The organism is Labrys miyagiensis, assembly GCF_030160835.1.
Classification (GTDB): Bacteria; Pseudomonadota; Alphaproteobacteria; order Rhizobiales; family Labraceae; genus Labrys; species Labrys miyagiensis.
The window spans coordinates 274,672-297,793 of sequence record NZ_BSPC01000069.1 but is presented as its reverse complement, the minus strand read 5'-3'; the positions used below and the strand labels follow the sequence as shown (position 1 = coordinate 297,793).

The following is a 23,122-nucleotide window of genomic DNA, read 5'->3' as shown; positions in this document are numbered from 1 at the left end:
TTTGCGATGAGTGGACCGGCGAGAGCCCGTTGAATTCCGTGCTACCCTGTTTGTTTTGACGCCGTTCCTACCCAAAAAGCCTGTCACCTATCCAAGAGATGCTCTTGAGACCCGAGCGGGAGATAGTCCTATGCATGGTACAGCCGAGGCGAACCAGACCACCCATGGCGACGGGGAGGTCCTCTTTCTGGGTCTGCCGACCTGGATCAAGGCCGACCGCCAGCGCACCGGCGGCAGGCTGAGCCTGATCGAGCAGATCATCCCGGCCGGCTTCGAGTCGCCCTGGCATATTCATCATTCCGAGGACGAATCCTTCTATGTGATCGAGGGGGCCATGTCGGTCATTGTCGGCGACAACAGGGTCTCGCTGGGCCAGGGGGGCTACGCCTTCGGCCCGCGCGGCATCGCGCATGGCTTTCGCATCGAGGGCGATGCGCCGGCTCGCATTCTCCTGATCACGACGGGCGGCGACTTCGCTGACTTCATCGCCGAGACCAGCGTGCCGCGCAACGCGCCGCCCTCGCCCCCCGACATGGAGAAGCTGATGGCAGCGGCGGCCCGCCATCACCTCGAAATTCTCGGGCCCCTGCCGCGGTGAAGCGTCTCGCGATCTGACAGGATCGCCAGGAATCGCAAAGACGCGTCGGCACAAGGAGTGAGGGTGAAGCAGGTTTGCGCTTGAACGTGCGTTGCTCCGGACGTCCTCAGCTCTCGTCACGTCCCGGCGCCGCCAGCTTCTCGCGCAAGCGCGTCCAGCGCTTGCGACCCATGGCATCCTCGGCCGCCATGCGCAGCGCGCGGCGTTCGGCCACCACCACGACCAGGCGCTTGCCGCGCGTGATGGCGGTGTAGAGCAGGTTGCGCGCCAGCATGGGATAGTGGGCGTTGGAGATCACCACCACCACGGCCGGATATTCCGAGCCCTGCGCCTTGTGGATGGTCGTGGCATAGGCCGGCACCAGGCTGTCGAGCTGGGCGGTGGTGTAGTTCACGTCGCGTCCGTCGAAGCTCACGGTGAGCTGGCCGGCCTTGGGGTCGGTGCGGGTGATGAAGCCGATATCGCCGTTGAAGATTTCGCGGTCGTAGTCGTTGTCGATCTGCATGACCTTGTCGCGTGGGGCAAAGGTGCCGGATTCGCGCACGATGGCGCCCTCGCGGCCAGGGTTGAGCACCTCGCGCAGGGCCTGTGTCAGCGTCTGCGAGCCGAGCGGCCCCTTGTTCATCGGCGTCAGCACATGGATGTCGCGCACCGGGTCGAGGCCGAAGCGGCGCGGCAGGCGGGTGGTGACGATGTCGATGACCTTGTTGGCGCCATCGTCGGGCGAGGCCATGTCGACGACGAAGAAATCGCCCTCCTCCGGGCTCTTCGCCCCCTCCGGCACCTCGCCGTGATTGACGGCGTGGGCGGCGGCGATGATGCGGCTCGTCTCAGCCTGGCGGAACACTTCCGTCAACCGCACCACCGGGATGACATCGGAGGCGATGATGTCGGCCAGCACCTGGCCGGGGCCGACGGAGGGCAGCTGGTCGGCGTCCCCCACCAGGACGAGGGCGGCGCGCGGGGAGAGGGCGTCGAGCAGCGCCGTCATCAGCTCGATGTCGATCATGCTCGCCTCGTCGGCGATGACGAGATCGGCATCGAGCGGGTAGGCCTTTTGGCGGCGGAAAGTGCCGGAGACGGGATCGATTTCAAGCAGGCGGTGTATGGTGCGGGCGTCCTGGCCGGTGCTCTCCGACATGCGCTTGGCGGCGCGGCCGGTGGGGGCGCAGAGCGAGATCGTCACATCGCGGCGGTCGAGCGCCTTGATGATGGTATCGATGATGGTGGTCTTGCCGACACCGGGGCCGCCGGTGATAACGAGGAGCTTGGAGGCGAGCGCCGTCTCCACCGCCAGGGCCTGCGCCGGGGCGAGGCGCTTGTGGGTGCGCGCCTCCGTGGCGATCACCGCCTGGTGAAGGCCCTCCTGACGCCAGGGCGGGGTGCCGCCAGCCATCTTCTTCAGCCGCGCGGCCACCGCCTCTTCCGCCTTCCAGAGCGTAGGCAGGAAAAAGGAGGGCGCGCCATCGATGGTGTCGCCGATGATGAGCTTGTCTTCCAGCAGTTTGGTGGCGGCGGCGTTGAGGAGATATTCCTCGACTTCCAGCACGCGCGCCGCCCGCTCGAACAGGGCCTCGCGCGGCACGCCGCAATGGCCGTTGGCGGCCGCTTCGCCGAGCGCCCAGAGCAGGCCGGCGGTCAGGCGCGAGATGTCCTCGCGGTCATGGCCAAGGCTCAGGGCGAACTGGTCGGCGGTGCGGAAATCGAAGCCCTTCACCTCGCGCGACAGGCGGTAGGGATCGGCCTTGATCAGCTCGACGGCATTGGCGCCGAGCGTCTTCTGCACCGTGGCGGCGCGGGTGGGGCCGAGGCCATGCTCGGTGAGGAAGACCAACACGTCGCGAAAGCCCTGCTGTGCGCTCCAGCCCTCGCGGATCAGCTTGATGCGCTGCAGCGTCAGGCCGGGCACTTCGCCGAGGCGCTCGGGCTCGCTGTCGAGCACCTTGAGCGTATCCTTGCCGAAAGTGGCCACCAGCTTCTTGGCGGTTTCCTGGCCTATGCCGCGCACGAAGCCGGAGGCAAGGTAGCGCTCGATGCCGGAGGCCGAACCGGGCGGCGTGGTGGTGACGGTCTCGGCCTTGAACTGCAGGCCGCGCTCGGGATCGCTGCTCCAGCGCCCGCTCGCTTCCAGCTTCTCGCCCGGCGCGATGGCGGCGGTGCGCGCCAGCACCGTGGCAAGATCCCGCCGCCCCTTCACCTTGACCTTGAGGACGGCAAAGCCGTTTTCCTTGTTGTGATAGGTGACGCGGTCGACGATGCCGGAGATGGTCAGGTCATCCGGCACATCCTCGGGAGAAACCGGCGTCGAATCGCGTTTGAAGGAAGGGCTGCGCATGGCCGCACCATGGGCAGGCACGCGGTGCTTGTCGAGATGGTTTCACAATGTGGAAGCGGCCTGTCGCGATGTCGTTCGATGTCGCAATACAGGATTTGAGCGACATTGCGACAGCGGCGGTTTTCTATCGTTCGGCTCGAGCCGCCCTCTTGCGAGGCTCGAAGCTGATGCGAAGGCGCATGCCAGTGGCCTTGGCGAAGCGCTGGAGCGTGCGCGTCGAGGGCTTCGACCGGCCGCTTTCGAGACGTGCGATGGCCTCCTGGGATGTGCCCATGGCCTGAGCCACCTCTTCCTGGGTCATGTGCGCGGCGTCCCGGGCCTTGATCAACGCCGTGGCGAGCGTGAACTCTTCTTCCAGGGACTCGTACTCGGCCCGAAAAGCGGGGTCCTTGTCCCACTCCTGAAAGGCTTCCTGGACGGGAATGTTGCGGCGGCTCATTGAACCTCCCTCGCCCTTCTCAGGGCGGTTTCGATCTCGCGGCGGGGCGTCTTCTGGGTCTTCTTGGCAAAGACATGAACGATGACCATGCGCTGTCCCCTGGCCGTGACATAGGCAGCGCGGGCTATCCCATCCTTGCCCTTCATGCGCATTTCCCAGATGGGACCTTCAAGGTGCTTGATATAAGGTTCCCGCACCCGTTCGAGTCCAACCGTGCCGATCAGCTCGATGATTCGGCGAAAGCTGGCGCGGATATCGACGGGCATTGCCGAGAGCGCTGCCTGCACATCCTCATCCAGGAATTCCACCACCCAAGGCATAAATGCTTATAACATTTTTGATATAAATATCCAGTCGATATCGAGCGATACGAGCCGAGACGTTACGCGCTCCGCTCCGGAAATCTGTCCGCATCGCGCAGGGGCTTGAACAGCTGCGACCACGCCAGCGCCACCAGGATGGTGCCTACGCCGCCGAGCACCACGGCCGGCACGGTGCCGAACAGGCTCGCGGTCATACCGGATTCGAATTCGCCGAGCTGGTTTGAGGTGCCGATGAACATGGAATTGACGGCGCTGACCCGGCCGCGCATGGCGTCGGGCGTGCCGAGCTGCACCAGGGTCGAACGCACGACGACGCTGACCACGTCGGCCGATCCCATTATGATCAGCGCGGCCATCGAGAGCGGGAACCAGGTCGACAGCCCGAAGATCACCGTACCCGCGCCGAAGACCATCACGGCGCCGAACATCTTGTGGCCGACTCGGCTCTTCATCGGCCAGCGCGTCAGCACGAGCGACATCAGGAGCGCGCCGATCGCCGGCGAGGCGCGCAGGGCACCGAGGCCGAGCGAATTGGTGTGCAGGATGTCGCGAGCATAGACCGGCAGCAGGGCGGTGGCGCCACCGAGCAGCACCGCGACCATGTCGAGCGAGATGGCGCCGAGGATGATCGGCCGGCTCTTGATGAAGCCGAAGCCGGAGAACAGCGAGCGCAAGGTCGCCGGCTCCCGCTTGGCGGGCGGCACCACGATCTGCAACAGGGAGATCAGCGTGCCAGCGATGAGGTAGAACACCGCGACGAAGAGATACGCGTGCCCCGCGCCGGCGATATAGAGCACGCCCCCGAGAGCGGGGCCGATAATGGTGGCGGTCTGGATGGCTGAGGCAGAGAGGGCGAGCGCCTTGGGCAGGATGGCGGGGCTCACCACCATCGGCAGCAGGGCAGCCGTGGTTGGCGCCTCGAAGGTGCGGCAGGCGCCGATCAGGGCGGCCGCGGCGAAGATCACATGCGGGCTGATCACGCCATACCAGGAGGCGAGGGCTAGCCCCAGGGCCGTGAGGCCCTCGACGAACTGGCAGGTGCGCACGATGACGCGCCGGTCGAAGCGGTCGGCGACATGGCCGGCCAGGATAGTCAGAAGAAGCATCGGCAGGAACTGGCACAAGCCCACCAGGCCGAGATTGAAGGTGGAACTGGTGAGCGCATACATCTGCCAGCCGATGACGACCGCAACGATCTGGAAGCAACTCGTCGACAGGACGCGGGCCGACCAGAACAGCACGAAACCGGTCTGGCGGATGAGGGAGGGTTCGTCCTCGACGAGGGAAGACATGCAATGGCTTTCGGGCAAAGGGATTGCGGGTGAATAGGGGGCAAAGAAAGCAGCAATTTGTCCTGGACCGGGGGGCTGACGCAAGGCGATGCAGCCGATCACGCCAAAGAAAAAGGGCCCGGCGAATGCCAGGCCCTTGCCTCTTGCAATCCTGATCCCCCGCGGATCAGAACTTGTAGCTGACACCGAGGTTCAGGTCGGTGCCATCGAACTTGACCTTGTGGCGGGTGCCGCCCAGGGAGACGTTCTTCGAGCCGAGGTCGATGTAGCGGGCCTCGCCGCGGACGATCCAGTTCTGGTCGACGGCGTATTCGACACCAGCGCCAGCTGTCCAGCCAACGCGGGTGTCGGAATTGGAGCCGACGCCGGTGACGCTGACCTTCTCGTCACCATAGGCAACGCCGCCGGTGACGTAGGGCAGGATGTTGTCGAAGGCATAGCCGACGCGGGCGCGGGTAGAACCATCCCACTCATTCTTGAACTTGGCGTGGAAAGCCGCCCCCGTGGTGTCCGTGATGGTCTCGGACTTGTTGAAGCTCGAGTAGTCGATGTCGGTTTCGAGGCCGACGACAAAGCCGCCATCGAACTGGGCGTTGTAGCCAGCGTGCACGCCGCCGATGAAGCCCGTGCTGTTGAAGTCGGCGGCGTCGAGCTTGCCCTGTCCAATCAGGGCGCCAGCGTGGAGGCCGGCGTAGAAACCGGTCCAGTTATAGACGGGGGCGGCAACCGGAGCAGCCGGCTCGACCGTCTGGGGGGCGAGGTCGGCAGCGAAAGCCGGAACCGAAGTGAGCAGGACAGCCGCGAGAGCCAGGCGCAGTTTCATAATAAGGGTTCCCAAAGAGGAGGGTTACGATGTCGCTATATAGACAGAGATGGTGGTTCGAGTCTGTAGCTTTCTTGCAACATTACATAAGAATCGAGCGTTGATTCCACCTATTTTTGCTCCCGCCATCGATGCGAGTGAAGCAACATTCATGGTAAATATCTTATTAATTTCCAAATTACTAATTTAATACTTAGTATATTATTCTTAATAACACGTTAACAGGTAATTATGTGGCAACATTCGCCCTGGTAGCCAATAAGTAGATTTTCGATAACTGGTTTGACCGGCATACAGTAGGCAAGGGCCGAGTGCCGAAAGGCGGCCTCACATTTTGCGAAGCGGCCAGTGAAATGCCTGCTCCGGTGTCGTGTCGCCGCGAGTCGGGGGTCTCCCGCGCAGGGATACTTGGGCAGGGATACTTGGGTAGGGATACTTGGCGACCGCCGCCTGATTTTTCGAAGGCCCGTCACATCGAGGCGGCGGTAGATGCCACGGGACAATGGAGCATGAGATCTCGTCGCCCGAACAACCCATCAGCGTGAGGTCTTCCGGCAGCGCACAACGAAAAAGCCCGGCTTTCGCCGGGCTCTTCCCACGCAAATGATCCAGATACGCGGATCAGAACTTGTAGCTGACGCCGAGGTTCAGGTCGGCGCCGTCGAACTTGACCTTGTGGCGGGTGCCAGCCAGGCTGATGTTCTTCGAACCGAGGTCGATGTAGCGGGCCTCGCCACGGACGATCCAGTTCTGGTCGATGGCGTATTCGACGCCAGCGCCAGCCGTCCAGCCAACGCGGGTGTCGGTATTGGAGCCGGCGCCAGCGACGCTGACCTTCTCGTCACCGTAAGCAACACCACCGGTGATGTAGGGCAGGATGTTGTCGAAGGCATAACCGACGCGAGCGCGGGTCGAACCGTCCCACTCATTCTTGAACTTGGCGCGGGCCGTGACAGCGCCATTCGTCACCGTCTCGGACTTGTTGAAGCTCGAGTAGTCGAAGTCGGTTTCGAGGCCGACGACCCAGCCGCCGTCGAACTGGGCATTGTAGCCGGCGTGCACGCCGCCGATGAAGCCCGTGCCGTTGAACTTGGCGTGGTCAAGCTTGCCCTGTCCAATCAGAGCGCCAGCGTGGAGACCAGCATAGAAGCCGGTCCAGTTATACACAGGAACGACGGCCGGGGCGGCCGGCTCGACCGGCTGCGGTGCCAGGTCGGCAGCGAAAGCCGAGGTCGAGGTGAGCAGCAGAGCCGCGAGGGCCAAACGCATTTTCATAGAACTAAACTCCAAAACCGGAAAATCACAGTGGCTGTATATAACCCGAAAGCGTTGACAGAGTCTGTAGCGTTTCCGCCACACCAGCCCTCTGTCTGGTGACGGTCTCGCGCAGATTCCAAGGCGAAATTAAGACAGGGTTTGTGACAGTTCGTAGTTAATGGCCGATTAATATCGACTTTAATTCCCATAAAGACTTATATGAAATTCAATATTTAAAGAAAGATTGTAAATTTCCTAAATCTATACGTTAAATACGAATCGCGTCGTGCGAGTTTTGTTATTAGTTTCCCTAACAATGAACGCCTCAGCGAGGGAGTTTTATGCTTCCAGAGGGGAAAATGCTGCTCTGCAACATGAGACTCAGCCAGTAGAATCGCCCAGCAATTGTGCAAAGAACCTGCCCCAATCGTGCCACATTAGGGGGTGGAATGTGACTCTAGATTGCTTTGCTGCAATGTGGCAACTGCCCTGCGTTTAGTGCATGGCTATCCACTAAACCGCCTCGGGCGCCAGGGCCGGGCCCTTTCCATGGCCGATGTGAAGGCTCGCGCCGGCGATCAGCCGCCCCCTCAGCCATGATTTGGCGCTGGCGACGGCCCTATCGAGGGGATGGCCGAGCGCGAGGCCCGCCGCCAGGGCCGCGGATAGTGCGCAGCCGGTCCCGTGCAGATTGGTGGTCTCCACCCAGGGAGCGGCGAAGCGCGTAGTGCCTTGCGCCGTCGCCAGCATGTCGACGGCTTCGTCAAGCAAGCCATGGCCGCCCTTGAGCAGCACCGCCCGGGGGCCGAAAGCGAGAAGCGCCGAGGCCTGGCTGCGCATGGCCTTTTCGTCGACGGCCTCCTCCAGCGCCAGCAGCGCCGCCGCTTCCGGCAGGTTCGGCGTCAGGCAGGTCACGATGGGCAGGAGATGCTCGCGCAAGGCTTCGAGGGTGCCGCCGCGGCCGAGCGTACGGCCGGTGCTGGCCGAAAGCACGGGATCGAGCACGACAGGCAGGCGCGTGCCGGCCAGGGTTCCGGCGATGATGCGGACATGGTCGGGGCCGGGCACCATGCCGATCTTGACGGCCTTCACCTCGAAATCAGCGAGCACGGCCTCGATCTGCGCCGCCAGCATGGCGGGCGGCACCTCATGGATGGCCGAGATGCCGAGGGTATTCTGCGCTGTGATCGCCGTGATGGCGCTGGTGCCATGCACGCCAAAGGCGCGAAAGGCGGCGAGATCGGCCTGGATGCCGGCTCCCCCGCCCGAGTCCGAGCCGGCGATGGTGAGAACCGTCGGTGTCATGTCGCCAGATGCCGCGTCGCCGCCAGCCAGTCGCGGATACGGGCGGGCGGATCGGGATGCCTGGTGACGTCGCTCACCATGGCGACGACATCGGCGCCGGCATCGAGGCAGCCTTGTGCCCGCTCCAGCGAAATGCCGCCGATGGCGACGAGGGGGCGACTCCCGATCAGCCGCTTCCATTCGCCGATGCGCGCGAGCCCCTGCGGCGCAAAGGGCATCGCCTTGAGCGTGGTCGGATAGATCGGGCCCAGGGCGACATAGTCGGGATCGAGGCTGAGCGCCCGCCCAAGCTCGGCATGATCATGCGTGCTGATGCCGAGCCGCAACCCCGCGGCGCGTATGGCCGGCACATCCGCGCCGTCGAGATCGCCCTGGCCGAGATGCAGGAAGCTTGCACCGGCGTCGATCGCGGCTCGCCAGTAGTCGTTGACCACGAGTTCCGCGCCGGCGGCCCGGCACAGCGCCAGCGCGGCCTTGATGTCGGGCAGCACGGCCTCGTCGCTGCGCTCCTTGATGCGCAGCTGGATGAGCCTGGCGCCTTCCTTCACCAGGAGGGCGACCCAGTCGACGCTGCCGACCACCGGGTAGAAGGGGTCGAGTCTCATCATGCGAACACCGCCTGGCCGAGTACGGGGGTGGAGGGCGCCGCCATGTCGCGCGGCGTCATGGGATCGGCGAGGAAGGCGAGGCGCCCGGCCTCGATGGCGAGAGCGAAGGCGCGCGCCATGCCTGCGGGATTGCCCGCCTTCGCCACGGCCGTGTTGAGCAGGATGGCGTCATAGCCGAGTTCCATTGCCTGCGCCGCATGCGAGGGCGTGCCGATGCCGGCGTCGACCACCAGGGGGATGCCGGGGAAATGCGCACGCAAGGCCCTCAGGCCGTAGACATTGTTCAGCCCGCGGCCCGAGCCGATCGGCGCGCCCCAGGGCATCAGCACCCGGCAGCCGGCCTCGACCAGCCGGTCGGCGACCACGAGATCCTCGGTCGTATAGGGAAAGACCTCGAAACCGTCCTTGGCGAGGATGCGCGTAGCCTCGACCAGGCCGAAGATATCGGGCTGCAGCGTATCGGCTTCGCCGATGACTTCGAGCTTGATCCAGTTGGTGCCGAACACCTCCCGCGCCATCTCGGCGGTGGTGACGGCCTCCTGCACCGTATGGCAGCCGGCGGTGTTGGGCAGCACGCGGACGCCGAGGTCGCGGATCAGGTGCCAGAAGGTCTGGCCGCTGCGCTGCGAGCCCGCTTCCCGCCGCAGCGACACGGTGACGATACCGGCCCCGGAGGCGCGCACGGCCTCGGTGAGGATAGCGGGCGAGGGATATTGCGCCGTGCCGAGAAGGAGGCGGGAGGAGAGGGGGATGCCGTAGAAGGTGAGGGGATCGGTCATAAAGTGGCTCCTTTTGGGAGAGGGCGTGGGTTCCCGGGTGCGCGGACGTCTCGTCCGCATCTTGGAACCGTGGCGCTGGAAGGAGAGGAAGAGGCGGACGAGACGTCCGCGCACCCGGGAAGCTCACCCCCCCTGCATCGGCGCCAAGATCTCCACCGCGTCGCCGTCCTTGAGTGCCGTCTTCCCGCGGTCCGCGGCGCGCACGAAGCGCCCGTTTAAGGCCGTGGCCACCACGGCCTCGCCGAGTTCCAGCGTTTCGAGCAGCCGCGCCAGCGTTTCGGCGGCGGCTTCCTGCGTCTCACCATTGATGGTCAAGGTCATAGCGTACCTCCTTGCGCGGCAGGACCAGATCGGCCGCTTCCCGGGCCAGGGCAGGCGAGAGCAGGAAGCCATGGCGGAAGAGGCCGTTGAGGGAGAGCACCCGGCCCTGGCGCGTCAGGCGCGGCAGATTGTCGGGGAAGGCCGGGCGCAGATCGGCGTCGAGTTCGACGATTTCGGCCTCACCGAAGGCAGGATGCAGGGTGAAGGCGGCGTTGAGCAGTTCCATGGCCGATCGCACCGTCGGCGGCCCGCGATGCTCGCTCTCGATCATGGTGGCGCCGATCATGAAATGAGCATTGGCGCGCGGCACGATATAGAGCGGGAAGCGCGGATGCAGGAAGCGCACCGGCCGCGACAGCGTCACGCCGGGCGCCCTGACGATCACCATCTCGCCGCGCACGCCGCGCAGGCCGGGCAGGGTCTCACGGGCCGCAAAGCCGCGGCAGTCGAGCACGGTATCGGCGTCCAGCGCCTGCGGATCGGCCTCGACGCCGAAGCGAAAGACGACGCCAAGATCCTCCAACTCGCCGGCCAAAGCCTCCAGGGCGCGGCGCGGGTCGAGGTGGGCCTCGCGCGGGAAGAACAGGCCTCGCCGGAAGCGCCCGGCGAGGTCGGGTTCGAGCCCGGCAATGCCGAGAGCGTCGACCGCAACATGGGCCTGCGTGCGGCGGGCAAAGCGGTCGATCTCGCTCTCGTCGCGCGGCGGGGCCACCACCAGCGTACCGCGCTGGACCGTGTCCGGGAAATGGCGTGGCCACCAGTCGAGCGCGAACTGACCGCGCTCCATCACGGCGGGCTCGGCGCTCTCTCGCTCGCACCAGGGCGCCAGCATGCCGCCGGCGAGCCAGGAGCAGGCTCGTGCGCCGAGAATGGGCGCGCGTTCCAGCACCTCGACCTCGGCGCCGCGCATGGCGCATTCCAGCGCCGCGACGAGGCCGGCGACACCGGCCCCGACCACGGCGATGCGCTCGCGCTTACCCGGCCGGAACATAGAGCGCTCCGCCCTGTTCGAGGAATTCGCGCGACTTGGCCGCCATGCCTTCGGCTGCCGTCTTCTCCATGGCCAGCACCTCCTCGCGGAGGTCTTGCGTGATCTTCATCGAGCAGAATTTCGGCCCGCACATCGAGCAGAAATGCGCGACCTTGTGCACGTCCTTCGGCAGGGTCTCGTCATGGAAGGCGCGCGCCGTATCGGGATCCAGCGAGAGGTTGAACTGGTCCTCCCAGCGGAAATCGAAACGCGCCTGGGAGAGCGCATCGTCGCGGATGCGGGCGGCCGGATGACCCTTGGCGAGGTCGGCGGCATGGGCGGCGATGCGATAGGTGATGACGCCGGTCTTCACATCGTCGCGGTTGGGCAGGCCGAGATGCTCCTTCGGCGTGACATAGCAGAGCATCGCCGTGCCGAACCAGCCGATCATCGCCGCGCCGATGCCTGAGGTGATGTGGTCATAGCCCGGCGCAATATCGGTGGTCAGCGGCCCGAGCGTGTAGAAGGGCGCCTCGCCACAGGTTGCGAGCTGCTTGTCCATGTTCTGCTTGATCTTGTGCATGGGCACATGTCCCGGCCCCTCAATCATCACCTGGCAGCCCCTGTCCCAGGCGATCTTCGTCAATTCGCCCAGGGTTTCGAGTTCGGCGAACTGGGCGGCATCGTTGGCATCGGCGATCGAGCCCGGGCGCAGGCCGTCGCCGAGCGAGAAGGAGACGTCATAGCGGCGCATGATGTCGCAGATATCGCCGAAATGCTCATAGAGGAAGCTCTCGCGATGGCCGGCCAGGCACCAGCGCGCCATGATCGAGCCGCCGCGCGAGACGATGCCGGTCACGCGCCGGGCCGTCAGCGGCACATGGGCGAGGCGCACGCCGGCATGGATGGTGAAATAGTCGATGCCCTGCTCGGCCTGCTCGATCAGCGTGTCCTTGAACACCTCCCAGTCGAGCTTGAGCGGATCACCGTCGACCTTCTCCAGCGCCTGGTAGATCGGCACGGTGCCGATCGGCACGGGGGAGTTGCGGATGATCCAGGAGCGGATGTTGTGAATATTGCGCCCGGTGGAGAGGTCCATCACCGTGTCGGCGCCCCAGCGCGTGGCCCAGACGAGCTTCTCCACTTCCTCGGCAGCGCCTGAGGTCACGGCGGAATTGCCGATATTGGCGTTGACCTTAACCAGGAAATTGCGGCCGATCACCATCGGCTCGAGCTCGGGATGGTTGATGTTGGCGGGCAGGATGGCCCGTCCCAGCGCGATCTCGTCGCGCACGAATTCGGGCGTGACGAAATCGGGAATGGCGGCGCCGAAATCCTCGCCGTCGGCCCGCCGCCCGCCAGCGCCCTCCAGCGCCTTTTCGCGGGCGAGGTTCTCACGGAAGGCGGCATAGACCATCTCTTCCGTGATCAGGCCGGCGCGGGCGAACTCATATTGGGTGACGCGCTGGCCGTCGGCGCCGCGGCGCAGGACGCGTTCGGCCGGGCAGGGCCGCACCAGGCGTTCGGCCGAGACATGGCCATTGTCCTCGGGCTTGACGGTGCGGCCCTCGATGGCGGCAAAGCCGCGGGCGGCGATCCAGGCGTCGCGCACGGCGGGCAGGCCCTGCTGCAGGTCGATCGCCGCGCTATCCTCCGTATAGGGGCCGGAAGGATCGTACACGCGCACGGGCTCGAGCGTGGGATCGCCGAGGCGGATTTCGCGGAAGGGCACGCGCATCCCGGGATGCGAGGCGGGCGCGGCATAGACCTTGCGCGACCCTTGGATCGGCCCGGTGGTGACGCTTTGCGGCGCGGCGGTTTTGTCTTTGGGGGCTTGGTAGTTCATGGATCTCCTCCTCGAAGCGAGTGTTGGAGATCCGGGGCGACGATTGTCTGGGCGGACCCTGGTATTGCAACCTGGTCCTCGGGCCTGATGCCAGACCCACAGTTCCCGTCCCTTCGCCGGCATGACCCGGATCAGGTTCGAAGGGTTCGGCTCTAGGCCATCTCAGCCCCACTTGCGCGGGACACCCCTCGGAACGGCTGTCAGCCTAGACCCGGAATCGCCTGGCGTCCAGAGGGGGACGGGCGCGAGATTGGAGTGTCGATCACCGATCGACATCTTCCCTCCTTGCAAGCGCGACGCTTCCAAGATTGTCGATCGGTGATCGGCACTCCGATTCTCACTCCGTCTTGGAAGTGCGCCCCTTCTTGATTACTTTACCCCTTCCATCGCGTGAGTCCCTTCCATGTCCCACTCCGTCGAACGCGTCCGTCAGGCCTTGCTGGTGGACGGTCACCCCGACACCATCGCCCGGTTCGCCGAGGGTACCCATACCGTGGCCGAGGCGGCGGCGTCGGTCGGATGCAGCGAGGCCGAGATCGCCAAGTCGATCATCTTCCGGGCGGGCGATACGCCGGTTCTGGTGGTGGCTTCGGGCGTCAACCGCATCGACCGGGCCAAGGTGGGCGCGGCGCTTGGGCGCAAGATCGAGCGCGCCGATCCGGCCTGGGTCGAGCAAGTCACCGGCTTTGCCGTCGGCGGCGTGGCGCCGGTCGGGCACCTGGCGCCGGCGCTGATCCTCATCGATCAGGATCTGATGGCACTCGACCCGATCTGGGCCGCCGCTGGCTCGCCGACCCATGCCTTCCGTACTTCGGCGGCCGAGCTGGTGCGTATCACCGGTGGCGTGGTGGCCGATGTAAAGGCGTAGAAAGGCAGCTTCCAGTTGACGTAGACTGGTATGACCTGCCGTAGCGGCTGATTGCGTCCAACCTATGCCGTTGCGAAGGATTGTCATCGCCCGCGGATGAGAACGCCATCCGACCAAAAGCTCTTGACGGGCCGGGCCATTACATATCAAACTCTATCAAAATGTCGCGAAAACGCGCAAATGCCCTGAAATCGGGGCGCCCTTCTGCTGACATCGACTGGCCGACTGCGGCGGTTTGCTTTTACCGACCCCGCGCTGAAATGCTCGAGCTCGTAGTATGGTAGTGTCCCACATTTAAGTTTCTGGCGCGGAGCAACCCATTGGGGGTAGTGCGTATAACCAGGGGTAAGCCGTCGCGCTCAGAATTCAATCAAGATTCCTACATGCTGCCAGGCATATCGGCCACAGAAGCCGAGTGCCGGTAAAGCAATGCCAGAGCTAACCTTACTCTGCACCAGAACATATGGAGGAAACGCTGATGAACAAAACCAAGGTCTACGGCACCGCTTTGGGTGCTGTCATGGCTCTCGCCGCGGGCGCGCTCGCCGCTCAAGCCGATGGCATCTGCAAGAACACCGTGCGCGTGCTGGCTCAGCCGCAGGACAGTCTCGCTCTCAACGAGAAAAACAAGGATGAATTCGAGAAGCTGAGCGGCGCCAGCTTCCAGATCGACTACCTCAACGAGAACGACCGGCGCGCCAAGTCCCGCGCGGATGCCTCCACCATCGGAAAATACAATGTCTATTATATCGACGAGGCGAACGTCGCGCTCTTCGCGGCCTCGAAATGGATCTATCCGGTTCTCGACTACTATCCCAAGGACTATGATTTCTCCGATTTCGATCCCGGCCGCCAGAAAGTCGCGACCTTCGAGGGCAAGCCCTATTTCGCGCCGGTCACCGGCGGCGGCGACCTCATGGTCTACCGCAAGGACCTGCTCGACAAGGCCGGCCTGAAGCCCCCCGCGACGCTGGATGAGCTGATCGCCGACGTGAAGAAGCTGCACGATCCCGATCACGGGGTCTACGGTATTGCCCTGCGCGGCCAGCGCGGTTCGGGCGCCAATGTCTGGCGCTGGATGCCCTATTTCAAGGGCTTCGGCGGACAGTGGTTCGACGGCGACAAGCCGACTTTCGACTCCGATGCCGGCGTGAAGGCGACGCAGACCTATCTCGATCTGTTCAAATATTCCGCTCCGGGCACCAAGACAGGCAGCTGGGATGAATCGACCGGCGCCTTCCTCTCCGGCCAGGTGGCGCTGCTGATCGAATCGAGCCCGCTCGGCGCCCTCGCCCTCGATCCCAAGGTCTCCAAGGTGACCGACAAGGTCGGCTTTGCCGCCCCGCCTTCGCCGCTGACCGGTGGCGGCTATGCCCATGGCCTTGCCATCGGCGTGAAGGGCAACAAGGACGATGATGCGCGCAAATGCGCCGGTCTTTTCGTTGCCTGGGCGACCTCCAAGGAGAATGAGCAGCGCAATCTCGAGGCCGGCAATTTCGGCGGCCTCAATCGCACCAGCGTGCTGACCAGCCCGGCATTCAACCAGAAATTCAGCGCTGACCTTTCCAAGGCACTCTCCGACACCGCCAAGGTCACGGCCGTGAACTTCTGGCAGGACGCCGACTGGCCGGCCCTGGGCGACCGCTGGGGCATCGAGCTCGAAGAACTGATCGCCGGCACGAGGACGGATGTGAAGGGCAGCCTGGATGAGCTGAACGACTATGCCAAGGAACTGGTGGCGAAGAAAAAGAAGTGAGGTAGCTGGCTAAGTAGATGGGTTTTCTGACAAGGGCGGTGGCTCGTCGTAAGCATAGACACCGGTCGCAGGGCGCGACGTGAGCCTCCCCCACGAAGCTGGGGGAGGTGGGCCGACGAAGTCGGCTCGGAGGGGGTGTGGCCCGACGGGCGAAGAACCAACAGAATGAAGCTCGACTCGTATACGAGAAGAATCCGTGCTCATTCCTCTTAAGTCCTGGCCCGTTGGACCACACCCCATCCGTCATTGCTGCGCAATGCCACCTTCCCCAGCTTCGTGGGAAGGCTTTGAGTGCGCCCCTCGACACCTCGTTTCATTCCCCTACGGATGCATCCTCGCGCCCTTGGTGATCTTGTCGACCAGTTTCTTGTCCGCCCGCAGTGCAATCCCCACTACCCTGGCGTCCTCGGGCGCATGGTCGGCGAAGGCGGCCCGGTTGGCGGCGTCGTGGCCGGTTGCGAACATCGCCTCGATATAGAGGGAGGTGCGCACGCCGCGCTCCAGCGAGCGGCGGTGGATCGTCGCCATGGTCTCGGCATCGGCGGCCAGCACGATGGCGGGCTGCACCGACAGGGCATTGTAGAAATGGCCGGCGCGGTCGCGATAGGGCTCGCCGATGATCTCGGGAGCGCTGGCTACGACGCCGCTGGTGAGGAAGGCGGTGACGTTGAGCGCCTGCCAGGAGGCAAGATCGTCTCGCAATATGATCGCAAATTTAGTATCGAACATGAATGGCTACTTTCGAGGCTCCGGTGCCGTCAGGCGATAGGCCGCATCCTTTAGAGCGGCAGGCCTTCCACGGTCTTGAACGTTTGTGTGAGAGCGCCGAGAGCATCCGTACCGCGCCGGCTCTGCCTGGCATCGAGCGTATCGAGGCCCATTTCCAGGGCAAGGTCTTCGAGATGCACCGCCACGACACCTACGCCATCGGTGTCACCCTGGGCGGGGTGCAGACCTTCCAGTATCGCGGCGCCTCGCGCGTCAGCCTGCCCGGCCAGGTCATCGTGCTGCATCCCGACGAGGTGCATGATGGCGGCGCCGGCACCGAGGCTGGCCTGCATTACCGCATGATCTATCTCGAGCCATCCTTGCTGCTGCGCGGCCTCGGCGAAGGCGGAGCGGGCCTGCCCTTCGTGCGCCAGCCGGTCTTCAGTGACCCTGAACTGCGCGACGAGCTCCTGTCCCTGCTCGGACCTCTCGACCAAGGGCTGGAGGATCTCGCGGCCGACGCCCTCGTTGCCCGCATCGCGAGGGGGCTCGCCCGTCATGCCGGCCAGCCGCTCAAGCCCTTGGGGCCGCTTGCCCTGAGGCAGGTCGAGCGGGCGCGCGATTACCTGGAAGCCCATGCGCTGGAGGCCGTGCGTTCGGAGGAGCTGGAGGATGTCGCCGGGCTCGACCGCTTTACCCTCTACCGCCATTTCCGCAGGGCCTTCGCCACCAGCCCGCATCGCTTCCTGCTGATGCGCCGCCTCGGCCAGGCTCGTACGCTGATCGAGGCCGGCGAACCCCTGGCGGAAATCGCCGCCGCCACCGGCTTTGCCGACCAGAGCCACCTGACCCGCCATTTCAAGAAGGCCTTCGGCCTCACGCCAGGGCGCTGGGCCGGTTTGACTGGCGCGGGCCAAGCCTGAAAGGACGAATGATGAAAATCGGTTGGCAACCCGGCAAATGGCTGGAGAAGAAAGCCAAGCTGGGCAATCGCGGCCTTCCGGTTGGGACAATTGCCTATTATGGCCCTGACGACAGGCGCGCCAGCAAGGTCGTGGCTTCGGTCTTCCGCACCTCCCTCGATGAATTGGATGAGATGCGAAAATGGTTTTCGGACACGAGCGATGTGCGGCGTGACGGAAAAATCGCCGGCGAGATAGCGGCCTTCTTTCGCGCGGAGGAGGTTCGCTCGGTGAGCATGATCGATCGGATCATCGGCTGCCCGCACGAGGAAGGCATCGATTATCCCAAAGGGGAGGCCTGCCCACAATGCCCTTTCTGGACAGGCCGCGACCGCTGGACCGGCGAGAAGCTGAAGAGTTAGCCCTTCTGCACGATAAACCGGAGCGCGGACATCCTGTCCGCTCTTTAACCACAGGTCATGAAGGAAGGGGCGATGCGGCTGTTGACAACCGTGTCGCCTTCTCTTGTTTCGTTATCGTTTCAAGAGCGGATCGTCCGACACTCTCTTGAGTGTCGTAGGACGTTCGCGCTCCCAGTCAATGCTCGCTGTCGAGATGGGCCATCTGTGCGGCGGCATAGCGGGTGCCGGCGGCGGCGTCCTTCGGCACGGCGGCTTCGATGGCGGCAAGATCCTCCGGCGTCAGCGTCACGTCGAGGGCGCCGAGAGCCTCGGCGAGGCGGTCGCGGCGACGGGCGCCGACGAGCGGCAGGATGTCTCCGCCCTGCGCCGCCACCCAGGCGATGGCGATCTGCGCCACGCTCACCTTCTTCGCCTCCGCCACCTTGCGCAGCGCCTCGACCAGAGCGAGGTTCCGGTCGATGTTCTCGGCCTGGAAGCGCGGGCTGAAGGCGCGGAAATCGCCCTGGCCAGCTTTGTCCTTCTGCCAGTGGCCGCTGATCAGCCCGCGCGAGAGCACGCCATAGGCGGTGATGCCGATGCCAAGCTCGCGGCAGGTGGTGAGAATGCCATCCTCGATGCCGCGCGAGATCAGCGAATATTCGATCTGCAGGTCGACGATCGGATGCACCGCGGCGGCGCGGCGGAGGGTGGCGCTGCCGACCTCCGACAGGCCGATATGCCTGACATAGCCCGCCTTCACCATGTCGGCGATGGCGCCCACCGTATCCTCGATCGGCACGTTGGCATCGAGGCGGGCCGGGCGATAGATGTCGATATGGTCGACGCCGAGGCGCTGCAGCGTATAGGCGAGGAAGTTCTTCACCGCCGCCGGTCGGCCATCGAAGCCGCTCCAGCCGCCGGCGGGGTCGCGCAGGCCGCCGAACTTCACCGACAGGATCGCCTTGTCGCGGGGAATGCCCTTCAGCGCCTCGCCGATCAGCATCTCGTTGTGGCCCATGCCGTAGAAATCGCCGGTATCGAGCAGGTTGATGCCGGCATCGAGGGCGGCGTGGATGGTGGCGATGCTCTCGGCCCGCTCCGAGGGGCCGTACATGCCGGACATGCCCATGCAGCCGAGGCCGAGGGCGGAGGAAAGCGGGCCAGTCTTGCCCAGTTGACGCATCTGCATGGCGAAACTCCCAAGATATTTTTGGATTCGATGAAGGATTATGCCGCAAACCGTTCCGTGCGATAATCCGATGGAGTTTGCACAAGCTGTACGGAAATCCGCACAATGGCCGATATGGACCTTGCCGATCTCGACGCCTTCGCGGCCGTGGCCCTGGCGCGCAGCTTCCGTGGCGCGGCAATGAAGCGGGGGACCTCGGCCTCGGCCCTCAGCGAGGCCCTGCGGCGGCTGGAGACGCGGCTTGGCGTGCGCCTGCTCAACCGCACCACGCGCAGCGTCACGCCCACCGAGGCCGGTCAGCGCCTGCTCGAAAGGCTGGCCCCGGCGCTCGGCGAGGTGGCGGCGGCGCTCGATGCCGTCAATGATTTCCGCGATACGCCGACGGGCACGCTGCGCCTCAACGTGCCCACCATCGTGGCGCGGGCGGTGCTGCCGCGCATGCTCGGCGAGTTCATGCGCCGGCACCCAGGCATCACGCTGGAGATCGTCGGCCATGACAGCTTCATCGACGTGTTCGCGGCCGGCTTCGACGCCGGCATCCGCTATGACGAGAGCCTGGAGCGCGACATGATCCGTGTGCCGCTTGGGCCGCGCACCCAGCGCTTCGTCACCGCCGCCTCGCCCGCTTATCTCGCCGAGCATGGCCGCCCCGCCCATCCCGACGACCTCCTGCGCCACGCCTGCATCCGCCATCGCTTCGACAGCGGCAACACGCCCCGCTGGGAATATGAGCGGGAGGGCGAGAGCGTGACGATCACGCCCGCCGGCCCGCTGGTGGCGACGGCCATGGAAATGCAGGTGCAGGCCGCCATTGAGGGTCTCGGCATTATCCGCAGCTTCGAGGAATTCCTGGCGCCGGCGCTGGCCGGCGGCGTTCTCGAGCGCATCCTGCCGGAGTGGGAGGAGGCGTTCTCCGGCCCCTATCTCTACTATTCCAGCCGCCGCCACATGCCCGCACCGCTGCGCGCCTTCGTGGATTTCCTGAAGGGGCCGCAGGGGCGGTGGTGAGGATTGGAGGTGTGGGCTTGGCGTGAGAGGCGCACGAAACGCGGAGTGTCGATTACTGATCGACAATCTTGGAAACGATATGTTCTCTGTCAGGGGTAGATGGCGGTCGGTGACCGCCACTCCGCGTTTCGTGCGCCTTACCCGGTAAAGCCGGCGCTTGTTGGGACCTGCATCCCACCAATCCCTTTTCGCTGCGATGCTCCCGGCTTAAGCTCCCCTGAAAACACCAGGGAGAACGCCATGGCGGTTCGGCTTCAGCACGTCAACATCCGCACCAGCGATCTGCAGGGCACCATCGATTTCTATACGAAGGTCATCGGCCTGTCGCAGGGCGAGCGGCCGGATTTCGATTTTGCAGGGGCCTGGCTCTATGACGGCATGCAGCCGGCCGTGCATCTGAGGGAAGTGACGGAGGGCTCGGCGCAGGCGGGCAACACGGTCGATCACTTCGCCTTCCAGGTCGATTCACTCGATGAGGCGGTGGCCCATCTCGACCGGCTGGGGGTGCGCTATCGCGGGCCCAATTACCTGCCTGGCACGGCCGTCAGGCAATGTTTTCTGCAGGATCCGAACGGTGTGATCGTGGAACTGCAGGGACCCTGACTGGGCCGCCTGGCGAGGCCTCGGCTTTGGTGGGAATGGCCTTGCTTTCCGAGCCCCCAAAAAGAAAGGGACGGAGCCGCGGCGCCGTCCCTTCTCGATAAGCCTTGATGACCGGGGGATCAGCCGTTCACGGCGTCCTTGAGGGCCTTGGCGGGCTGGAACACGACCTTCTTCGAAGCAGCGATCTTCATCGGAGCGCCGGTCGAGGGATTGCGGCCATCGCGCTCGGGCTTGGCCTGCACCTTGAACTTGCCGAAGCCGTTGAGGGAGACTTCCTCGCCCTTCACAGCCGCTTCGGCGATGCCCTTCAGAACGTCTTCGACGGCTGCCTTAGCGGCAGTCTTGGTCAGGCCATGAGCGGCGGCAATACGGTCGGCAAGATCGATGGTGCTGACGGTCATGATGTTATCCTTTCTATGATTCGTCCGGTCGCCTTATCGCACGGAGGATAGGTATCGCCAACGCATGTACGGGGAAAAGTCGCCGAAAACGCCGTTTTTCAGGAGATAAGTTATGGCTGCACGGAAGCTGACGGCTATTTGGAACGGGTCGGGAATTGTTTAGGCCAATTCGAGGGTATAAGCGCGCAAGGTTGAAAAGGTTCCGTTTCAGGTGATTCCCGGTCTATCATGACAGAATCGGGCGCAGGAATCGGGTGGCGGCATAGGCCCGCCCGCGCTGATATGGCTATCCCGCTATAGTGAGGAGAGGCAGTGATGACTTCCATTCACTTCGCTCTTTTTGAAACCGAGATCGGCCCCTGCGCCCTGGCCTGGGGCGGGAAGGGGCTTGTCAGCGTGCAGTTGCCTTCGGCCGATGGCTACGCCCTCAGGGCGCGCATGAAGCGGCTGCTGCCCGGCGCCGTCGAGGCGGAGCCACCGCCGGAGGTGGCGAAGGCCATTGCCGGTATCCAGGCTCTGCTGGCCGGCGAGCCTGTCGATCTGAGCTGGATCGAACTCGACACCGACCATGTCCCCGACTTCAACCGCCAGGTCTATGCGATCGCCCGCGCCATCCCGCGCGGCTCGACCATGACTTATGGCGAGATCGCCAAAAAGCTCGGCGATCCCCTGCTGGCGCAGGCCGTGGGCAAGGCGATGGGCCAGAACCCGCATCCGATCGTGATGCCCTGCCACCGCGTGCTCGCGGCGGGCGGCAAGTCCGGCGGCTTTTCCGCCTATGGCGGGGTGGAGACCAAGCGCCGGCTCCTGAAGATCGAAGGCGCCCTGCCGGACGATCAGCCCTCGCTGTTCGGCTGGGCGTGAGCCACGAGCCAGCGGACCCAGCGGCGCTGTTCCTCCTTCAAGCTCCCAGCGTCTCTCTCGTCTCCCGCATGATCTCGTCCGACAGCGCCGGATCGTCCGAGATGCGTGCCAGCACCATCGCGCCGACCATGGCGGCCCAGCCGGCGATGGCGGCGCGGCGACGTTCCTCCGGGGTCTCGCCGGGCGCCGTCTGGCTGAAGATCTCGATCCGCCGTTCCAGAGCCTGCGTCATGGTATGGCGCGCTGCTCCCTCGGTACGGCCGACCTCCGTGCCGAGCGTGGAGAACAGGCAGCCATTGCCGGGCCCGTCCCGATGCCGGGCGCTGAGGTAGACGCCGGCATAGTCGGCCATCGTCCCCTCCTCGGGCTTTTCCGTGTCCGGAAACAGCACATGCGCGAAGGACCGGGCGATCAGATCCTCCTTCGAGCTGAAGTGCCCGTAGAAGGCACCGTGGGTGAGATCGGCGGCTGCCATGATCTCGGCCACCGTCACGCCCTCGAATCCGCGCTCGCGGAACAGCCGCGCCGCCGCATCCAGGATGCGCTGGCGGTTCTCGGCGAGTTGTTCCTTGCTGACCTTCATGGCTCGGCTCCTTCAATTCGCTTGACATTATACATGATGGCGATCATGAATGCATCAATCATGATGATTATCATGAATATAAGGCGCCGGTACCGAGAAGGGCCGGTCCGCCAGGAGCTTGAAAATGACCCAATCGCTTCCCACCGTGCTGATCACCGGGGCCTCGACCGGTATCGGCGCCACCTATGCCGAGCGTTTCGCCCGCCGTGGCCATGACCTCGTGCTGGTCGCTCGCGACCAGGCCCGCATGGAGGCGCTGGCCGCGCGCCTGCGCGCCGAGAGCGGCGTCGCCATCGACATCATCAAGGCCGATCTCACCGACAATGCCGACATCGCCCGCGTCGAGGCGCGCCTGCGCGACGACGAGACGATCGGTGTCCTCGTCAACAATGCCGGCGCTGCCGCCCATGGAGGCTTTGCCGACCAGGATCCTGAGGCGGTGGACTGGCTGATCCGCCTCAACGTCACGTCGCTCACGCGGCTGACCGCCGCCGTGGTGCCGCGCTTCCTTCGCCAAGGCAAAGGCGCCATCATCAACCTTGCCTCGGTGCTGGCGCTGGCGCCGGAAATCTCCTTCGGCGTCTATTCGGCTACCAAGGCCTTCGTGCTGACCCTGTCGCAGAGCCTGCAGACCGAGATCGGGCCCAAGGGCATCTATGTGCAGGCTGTGCTGCCGGCCGCCACCCGTACCGAGATCTGGGAACGCTCGGGCCGCGATATCAACACCATCCAGGGCGTGATGGAAGTGGGCGAACTGGTCGATGCGGCGCTGGTCGGCTTCGACCGCAAGGAGGGCGTCACCATCCCGCCGCTGCCGGATGCCGGCCAGTGGGAGACCTTCAACGGCGCCCGCCAGGCCATGCTGCCGAACTTCGCGCAGTCAAACGCCGCGGCGCGCTACAAGGCGGCATAGCCCTGGGAGCGCGGACTTCCAGTCCGCTCT

The 23,122-nt window shown here is 64.7% G+C and carries 25 protein-coding genes and 1 riboswitch; of the genes, 9 read left to right on the top strand and 16 right to left on the bottom strand.

Annotated features, from left to right (window positions below):
- Positions 1–130 precede the first annotated feature (130 nt).
- Entirely contained in the window at positions 131–598 is a 468-nt protein-coding gene (locus QQL24_RS31250) for a cupin domain-containing protein (RefSeq protein ID WP_284316204.1), read from the top strand.
- A 106-nt stretch (positions 599–704) separates the two neighbouring features.
- Here QQL24_RS31250 and recD2 read toward each other — a convergent pair whose 3' ends face one another.
- From recD2 to thiC, 12 genes are all read right to left on the bottom strand, one after another.
- Positions 705–2,933: an SF1B family DNA helicase RecD2 gene (recD2, locus tag QQL24_RS31245; protein WP_284316203.1), complete on the bottom strand. Its 2,229-nt coding sequence runs from the start codon at positions 2,931–2,933 to the stop codon at positions 705–707.
- Positions 2,934–3,057: 124 nt separating this feature from the next.
- Positions 3,058–3,372 (bottom strand): helix-turn-helix domain-containing protein, encoded by a 315-nt coding sequence (locus QQL24_RS31240; protein ID WP_284316202.1) that lies wholly within the window; start codon positions 3,370–3,372, stop codon positions 3,058–3,060.
- Positions 3,369–3,692: a type II toxin-antitoxin system RelE/ParE family toxin gene (locus QQL24_RS31235; protein WP_284316201.1), complete on the bottom strand. Its 324-nt coding sequence runs from the start codon at positions 3,690–3,692 to the stop codon at positions 3,369–3,371. Before QQL24_RS31235 ends, QQL24_RS31240 begins: the two co-directional genes overlap by 4 nt.
- 62 nt (positions 3,693–3,754) lie before the next feature.
- Positions 3,755–4,987, bottom strand: a complete 1,233-nt coding sequence (locus QQL24_RS31230) for an MFS transporter (protein WP_284316200.1) — start codon at positions 4,985–4,987, stop codon at positions 3,755–3,757.
- 166 nt (positions 4,988–5,153) lie between these two features.
- Positions 5,154–5,810, bottom strand: a complete 657-nt coding sequence (locus tag QQL24_RS31225; protein WP_284316199.1) for an outer membrane protein — start codon at positions 5,808–5,810, stop codon at positions 5,154–5,156.
- A gap of 621 nt (positions 5,811–6,431) precedes the next feature.
- Positions 6,432–7,085 (bottom strand): outer membrane protein, encoded by a 654-nt coding sequence (locus tag QQL24_RS31220; RefSeq protein WP_284316198.1) that lies wholly within the window; start codon positions 7,083–7,085, stop codon positions 6,432–6,434.
- A gap of 495 nt (positions 7,086–7,580) precedes the next feature.
- Complete coding sequence (gene thiD, locus QQL24_RS31215; protein WP_284316197.1) at positions 7,581–8,372, bottom strand: bifunctional hydroxymethylpyrimidine kinase/phosphomethylpyrimidine kinase; 792 nt, start codon at positions 8,370–8,372, stop codon at positions 7,581–7,583.
- Entirely contained in the window at positions 8,369–8,980 is a 612-nt protein-coding gene (locus tag QQL24_RS31210) for a thiamine phosphate synthase (protein ID WP_284316196.1), read from the bottom strand. Before QQL24_RS31210 ends, thiD begins: the two co-directional genes overlap by 4 nt.
- Positions 8,977–9,759, bottom strand: a complete 783-nt coding sequence (locus QQL24_RS31205) for a thiazole synthase (protein ID WP_284316195.1) — start codon at positions 9,757–9,759, stop codon at positions 8,977–8,979. The genes QQL24_RS31210 and QQL24_RS31205 overlap by 4 nt, the downstream gene beginning before the upstream one ends.
- A 123-nt stretch (positions 9,760–9,882) precedes the next feature.
- Positions 9,883–10,080: a sulfur carrier protein ThiS gene (thiS, locus tag QQL24_RS31200; protein WP_284316194.1), complete on the bottom strand. Its 198-nt coding sequence runs from the start codon at positions 10,078–10,080 to the stop codon at positions 9,883–9,885.
- Complete coding sequence (gene thiO / locus QQL24_RS31195) at positions 10,058–11,071, bottom strand: glycine oxidase ThiO (RefSeq protein WP_284316193.1); 1,014 nt, start codon at positions 11,069–11,071, stop codon at positions 10,058–10,060. The genes thiS and thiO overlap by 23 nt, the downstream gene beginning before the upstream one ends.
- Entirely contained in the window at positions 11,055–12,896 is a 1,842-nt protein-coding gene (gene thiC, locus QQL24_RS31190) for a phosphomethylpyrimidine synthase ThiC (RefSeq protein ID WP_284316192.1), read from the bottom strand. Before thiC ends, thiO begins: the two co-directional genes overlap by 17 nt.
- A 91-nt stretch (positions 12,897–12,987) precedes the next feature.
- Positions 12,988–13,095, bottom strand: a riboswitch (TPP riboswitch).
- A 204-nt stretch (positions 13,096–13,299) separates the two neighbouring features.
- On the opposite strand from thiC, the gene QQL24_RS31185 reads away from it, so the two are divergent.
- Positions 13,300–13,764 (top strand): YbaK/EbsC family protein, encoded by a 465-nt coding sequence (locus QQL24_RS31185; RefSeq protein ID WP_284316191.1) that lies wholly within the window; start codon positions 13,300–13,302, stop codon positions 13,762–13,764.
- A gap of 478 nt (positions 13,765–14,242) precedes the next feature.
- Positions 14,243–15,520 (top strand): ABC transporter substrate-binding protein, encoded by a 1,278-nt coding sequence (locus tag QQL24_RS31180; RefSeq protein ID WP_431310778.1) that lies wholly within the window; start codon positions 14,243–14,245, stop codon positions 15,518–15,520.
- A 321-nt stretch (positions 15,521–15,841) separates the two neighbouring features.
- Here QQL24_RS31180 and QQL24_RS31175 read toward each other — a convergent pair whose 3' ends face one another.
- Complete coding sequence (locus QQL24_RS31175) at positions 15,842–16,249, bottom strand: DUF2000 family protein (protein ID WP_284316190.1); 408 nt, start codon at positions 16,247–16,249, stop codon at positions 15,842–15,844.
- A gap of 2 nt (positions 16,250–16,251) precedes the next feature.
- On the opposite strand from QQL24_RS31175, the gene QQL24_RS31170 reads away from it, so the two are divergent.
- Together QQL24_RS31170 and QQL24_RS31165 are read left to right on the top strand one after the other, a co-directional pair.
- On the top strand, positions 16,252–17,151 hold the full coding sequence (locus QQL24_RS31170; RefSeq protein WP_284316189.1) for an AraC family transcriptional regulator: 900 nt from the start codon (positions 16,252–16,254) through the stop codon (positions 17,149–17,151).
- Positions 17,152–17,159: 8 nt separating this feature from the next.
- On the top strand, positions 17,160–17,552 hold the full coding sequence (locus tag QQL24_RS31165) for a hypothetical protein (RefSeq protein ID WP_284316188.1): 393 nt from the start codon (positions 17,160–17,162) through the stop codon (positions 17,550–17,552).
- Positions 17,553–17,727: 175 nt separating this feature from the next.
- On the opposite strand, the gene QQL24_RS31160 is transcribed toward QQL24_RS31165, so the two are convergent.
- The gene (locus tag QQL24_RS31160) at positions 17,728–18,720 is read right to left on the bottom strand and encodes an aldo/keto reductase (protein ID WP_284316187.1); all 993 of its coding nucleotides are present in this window, start codon (positions 18,718–18,720) and stop codon (positions 17,728–17,730) included.
- Between the two features lie 105 nt (positions 18,721–18,825).
- Between QQL24_RS31160 and QQL24_RS31155 the strand changes: the two genes are divergently transcribed.
- Complete coding sequence (locus QQL24_RS31155; protein WP_284316186.1) at positions 18,826–19,728, top strand: LysR family transcriptional regulator; 903 nt, start codon at positions 18,826–18,828, stop codon at positions 19,726–19,728.
- Between the two features lie 240 nt (positions 19,729–19,968).
- Complete coding sequence (locus QQL24_RS31150) at positions 19,969–20,331, top strand: VOC family protein (protein WP_284316185.1); 363 nt, start codon at positions 19,969–19,971, stop codon at positions 20,329–20,331.
- Positions 20,332–20,450: 119 nt separating this feature from the next.
- Here QQL24_RS31150 and QQL24_RS31145 read toward each other — a convergent pair whose 3' ends face one another.
- Entirely contained in the window at positions 20,451–20,732 is a 282-nt protein-coding gene (locus tag QQL24_RS31145; protein WP_284316184.1) for an HU family DNA-binding protein, read from the bottom strand.
- Positions 20,733–21,047: 315 nt separating this feature from the next.
- On the opposite strand from QQL24_RS31145, the gene QQL24_RS31140 reads away from it, so the two are divergent.
- Complete coding sequence (locus QQL24_RS31140; RefSeq protein ID WP_284316183.1) at positions 21,048–21,596, top strand: methylated-DNA--[protein]-cysteine S-methyltransferase; 549 nt, start codon at positions 21,048–21,050, stop codon at positions 21,594–21,596.
- A 37-nt stretch (positions 21,597–21,633) separates the two neighbouring features.
- Here QQL24_RS31140 and QQL24_RS31135 read toward each other — a convergent pair whose 3' ends face one another.
- On the bottom strand, positions 21,634–22,179 hold the full coding sequence (locus QQL24_RS31135) for a TetR/AcrR family transcriptional regulator (protein ID WP_284316182.1): 546 nt from the start codon (positions 22,177–22,179) through the stop codon (positions 21,634–21,636).
- 124 nt (positions 22,180–22,303) lie between these two features.
- Here QQL24_RS31135 and QQL24_RS31130 point away from each other — a divergent pair, with 124 nt between their 5' ends.
- The gene (locus QQL24_RS31130) at positions 22,304–23,092 is read left to right on the top strand and encodes an SDR family NAD(P)-dependent oxidoreductase (protein ID WP_284316181.1); all 789 of its coding nucleotides are present in this window, start codon (positions 22,304–22,306) and stop codon (positions 23,090–23,092) included.
- Positions 23,093–23,122: the final 30 nt, after the last annotated feature.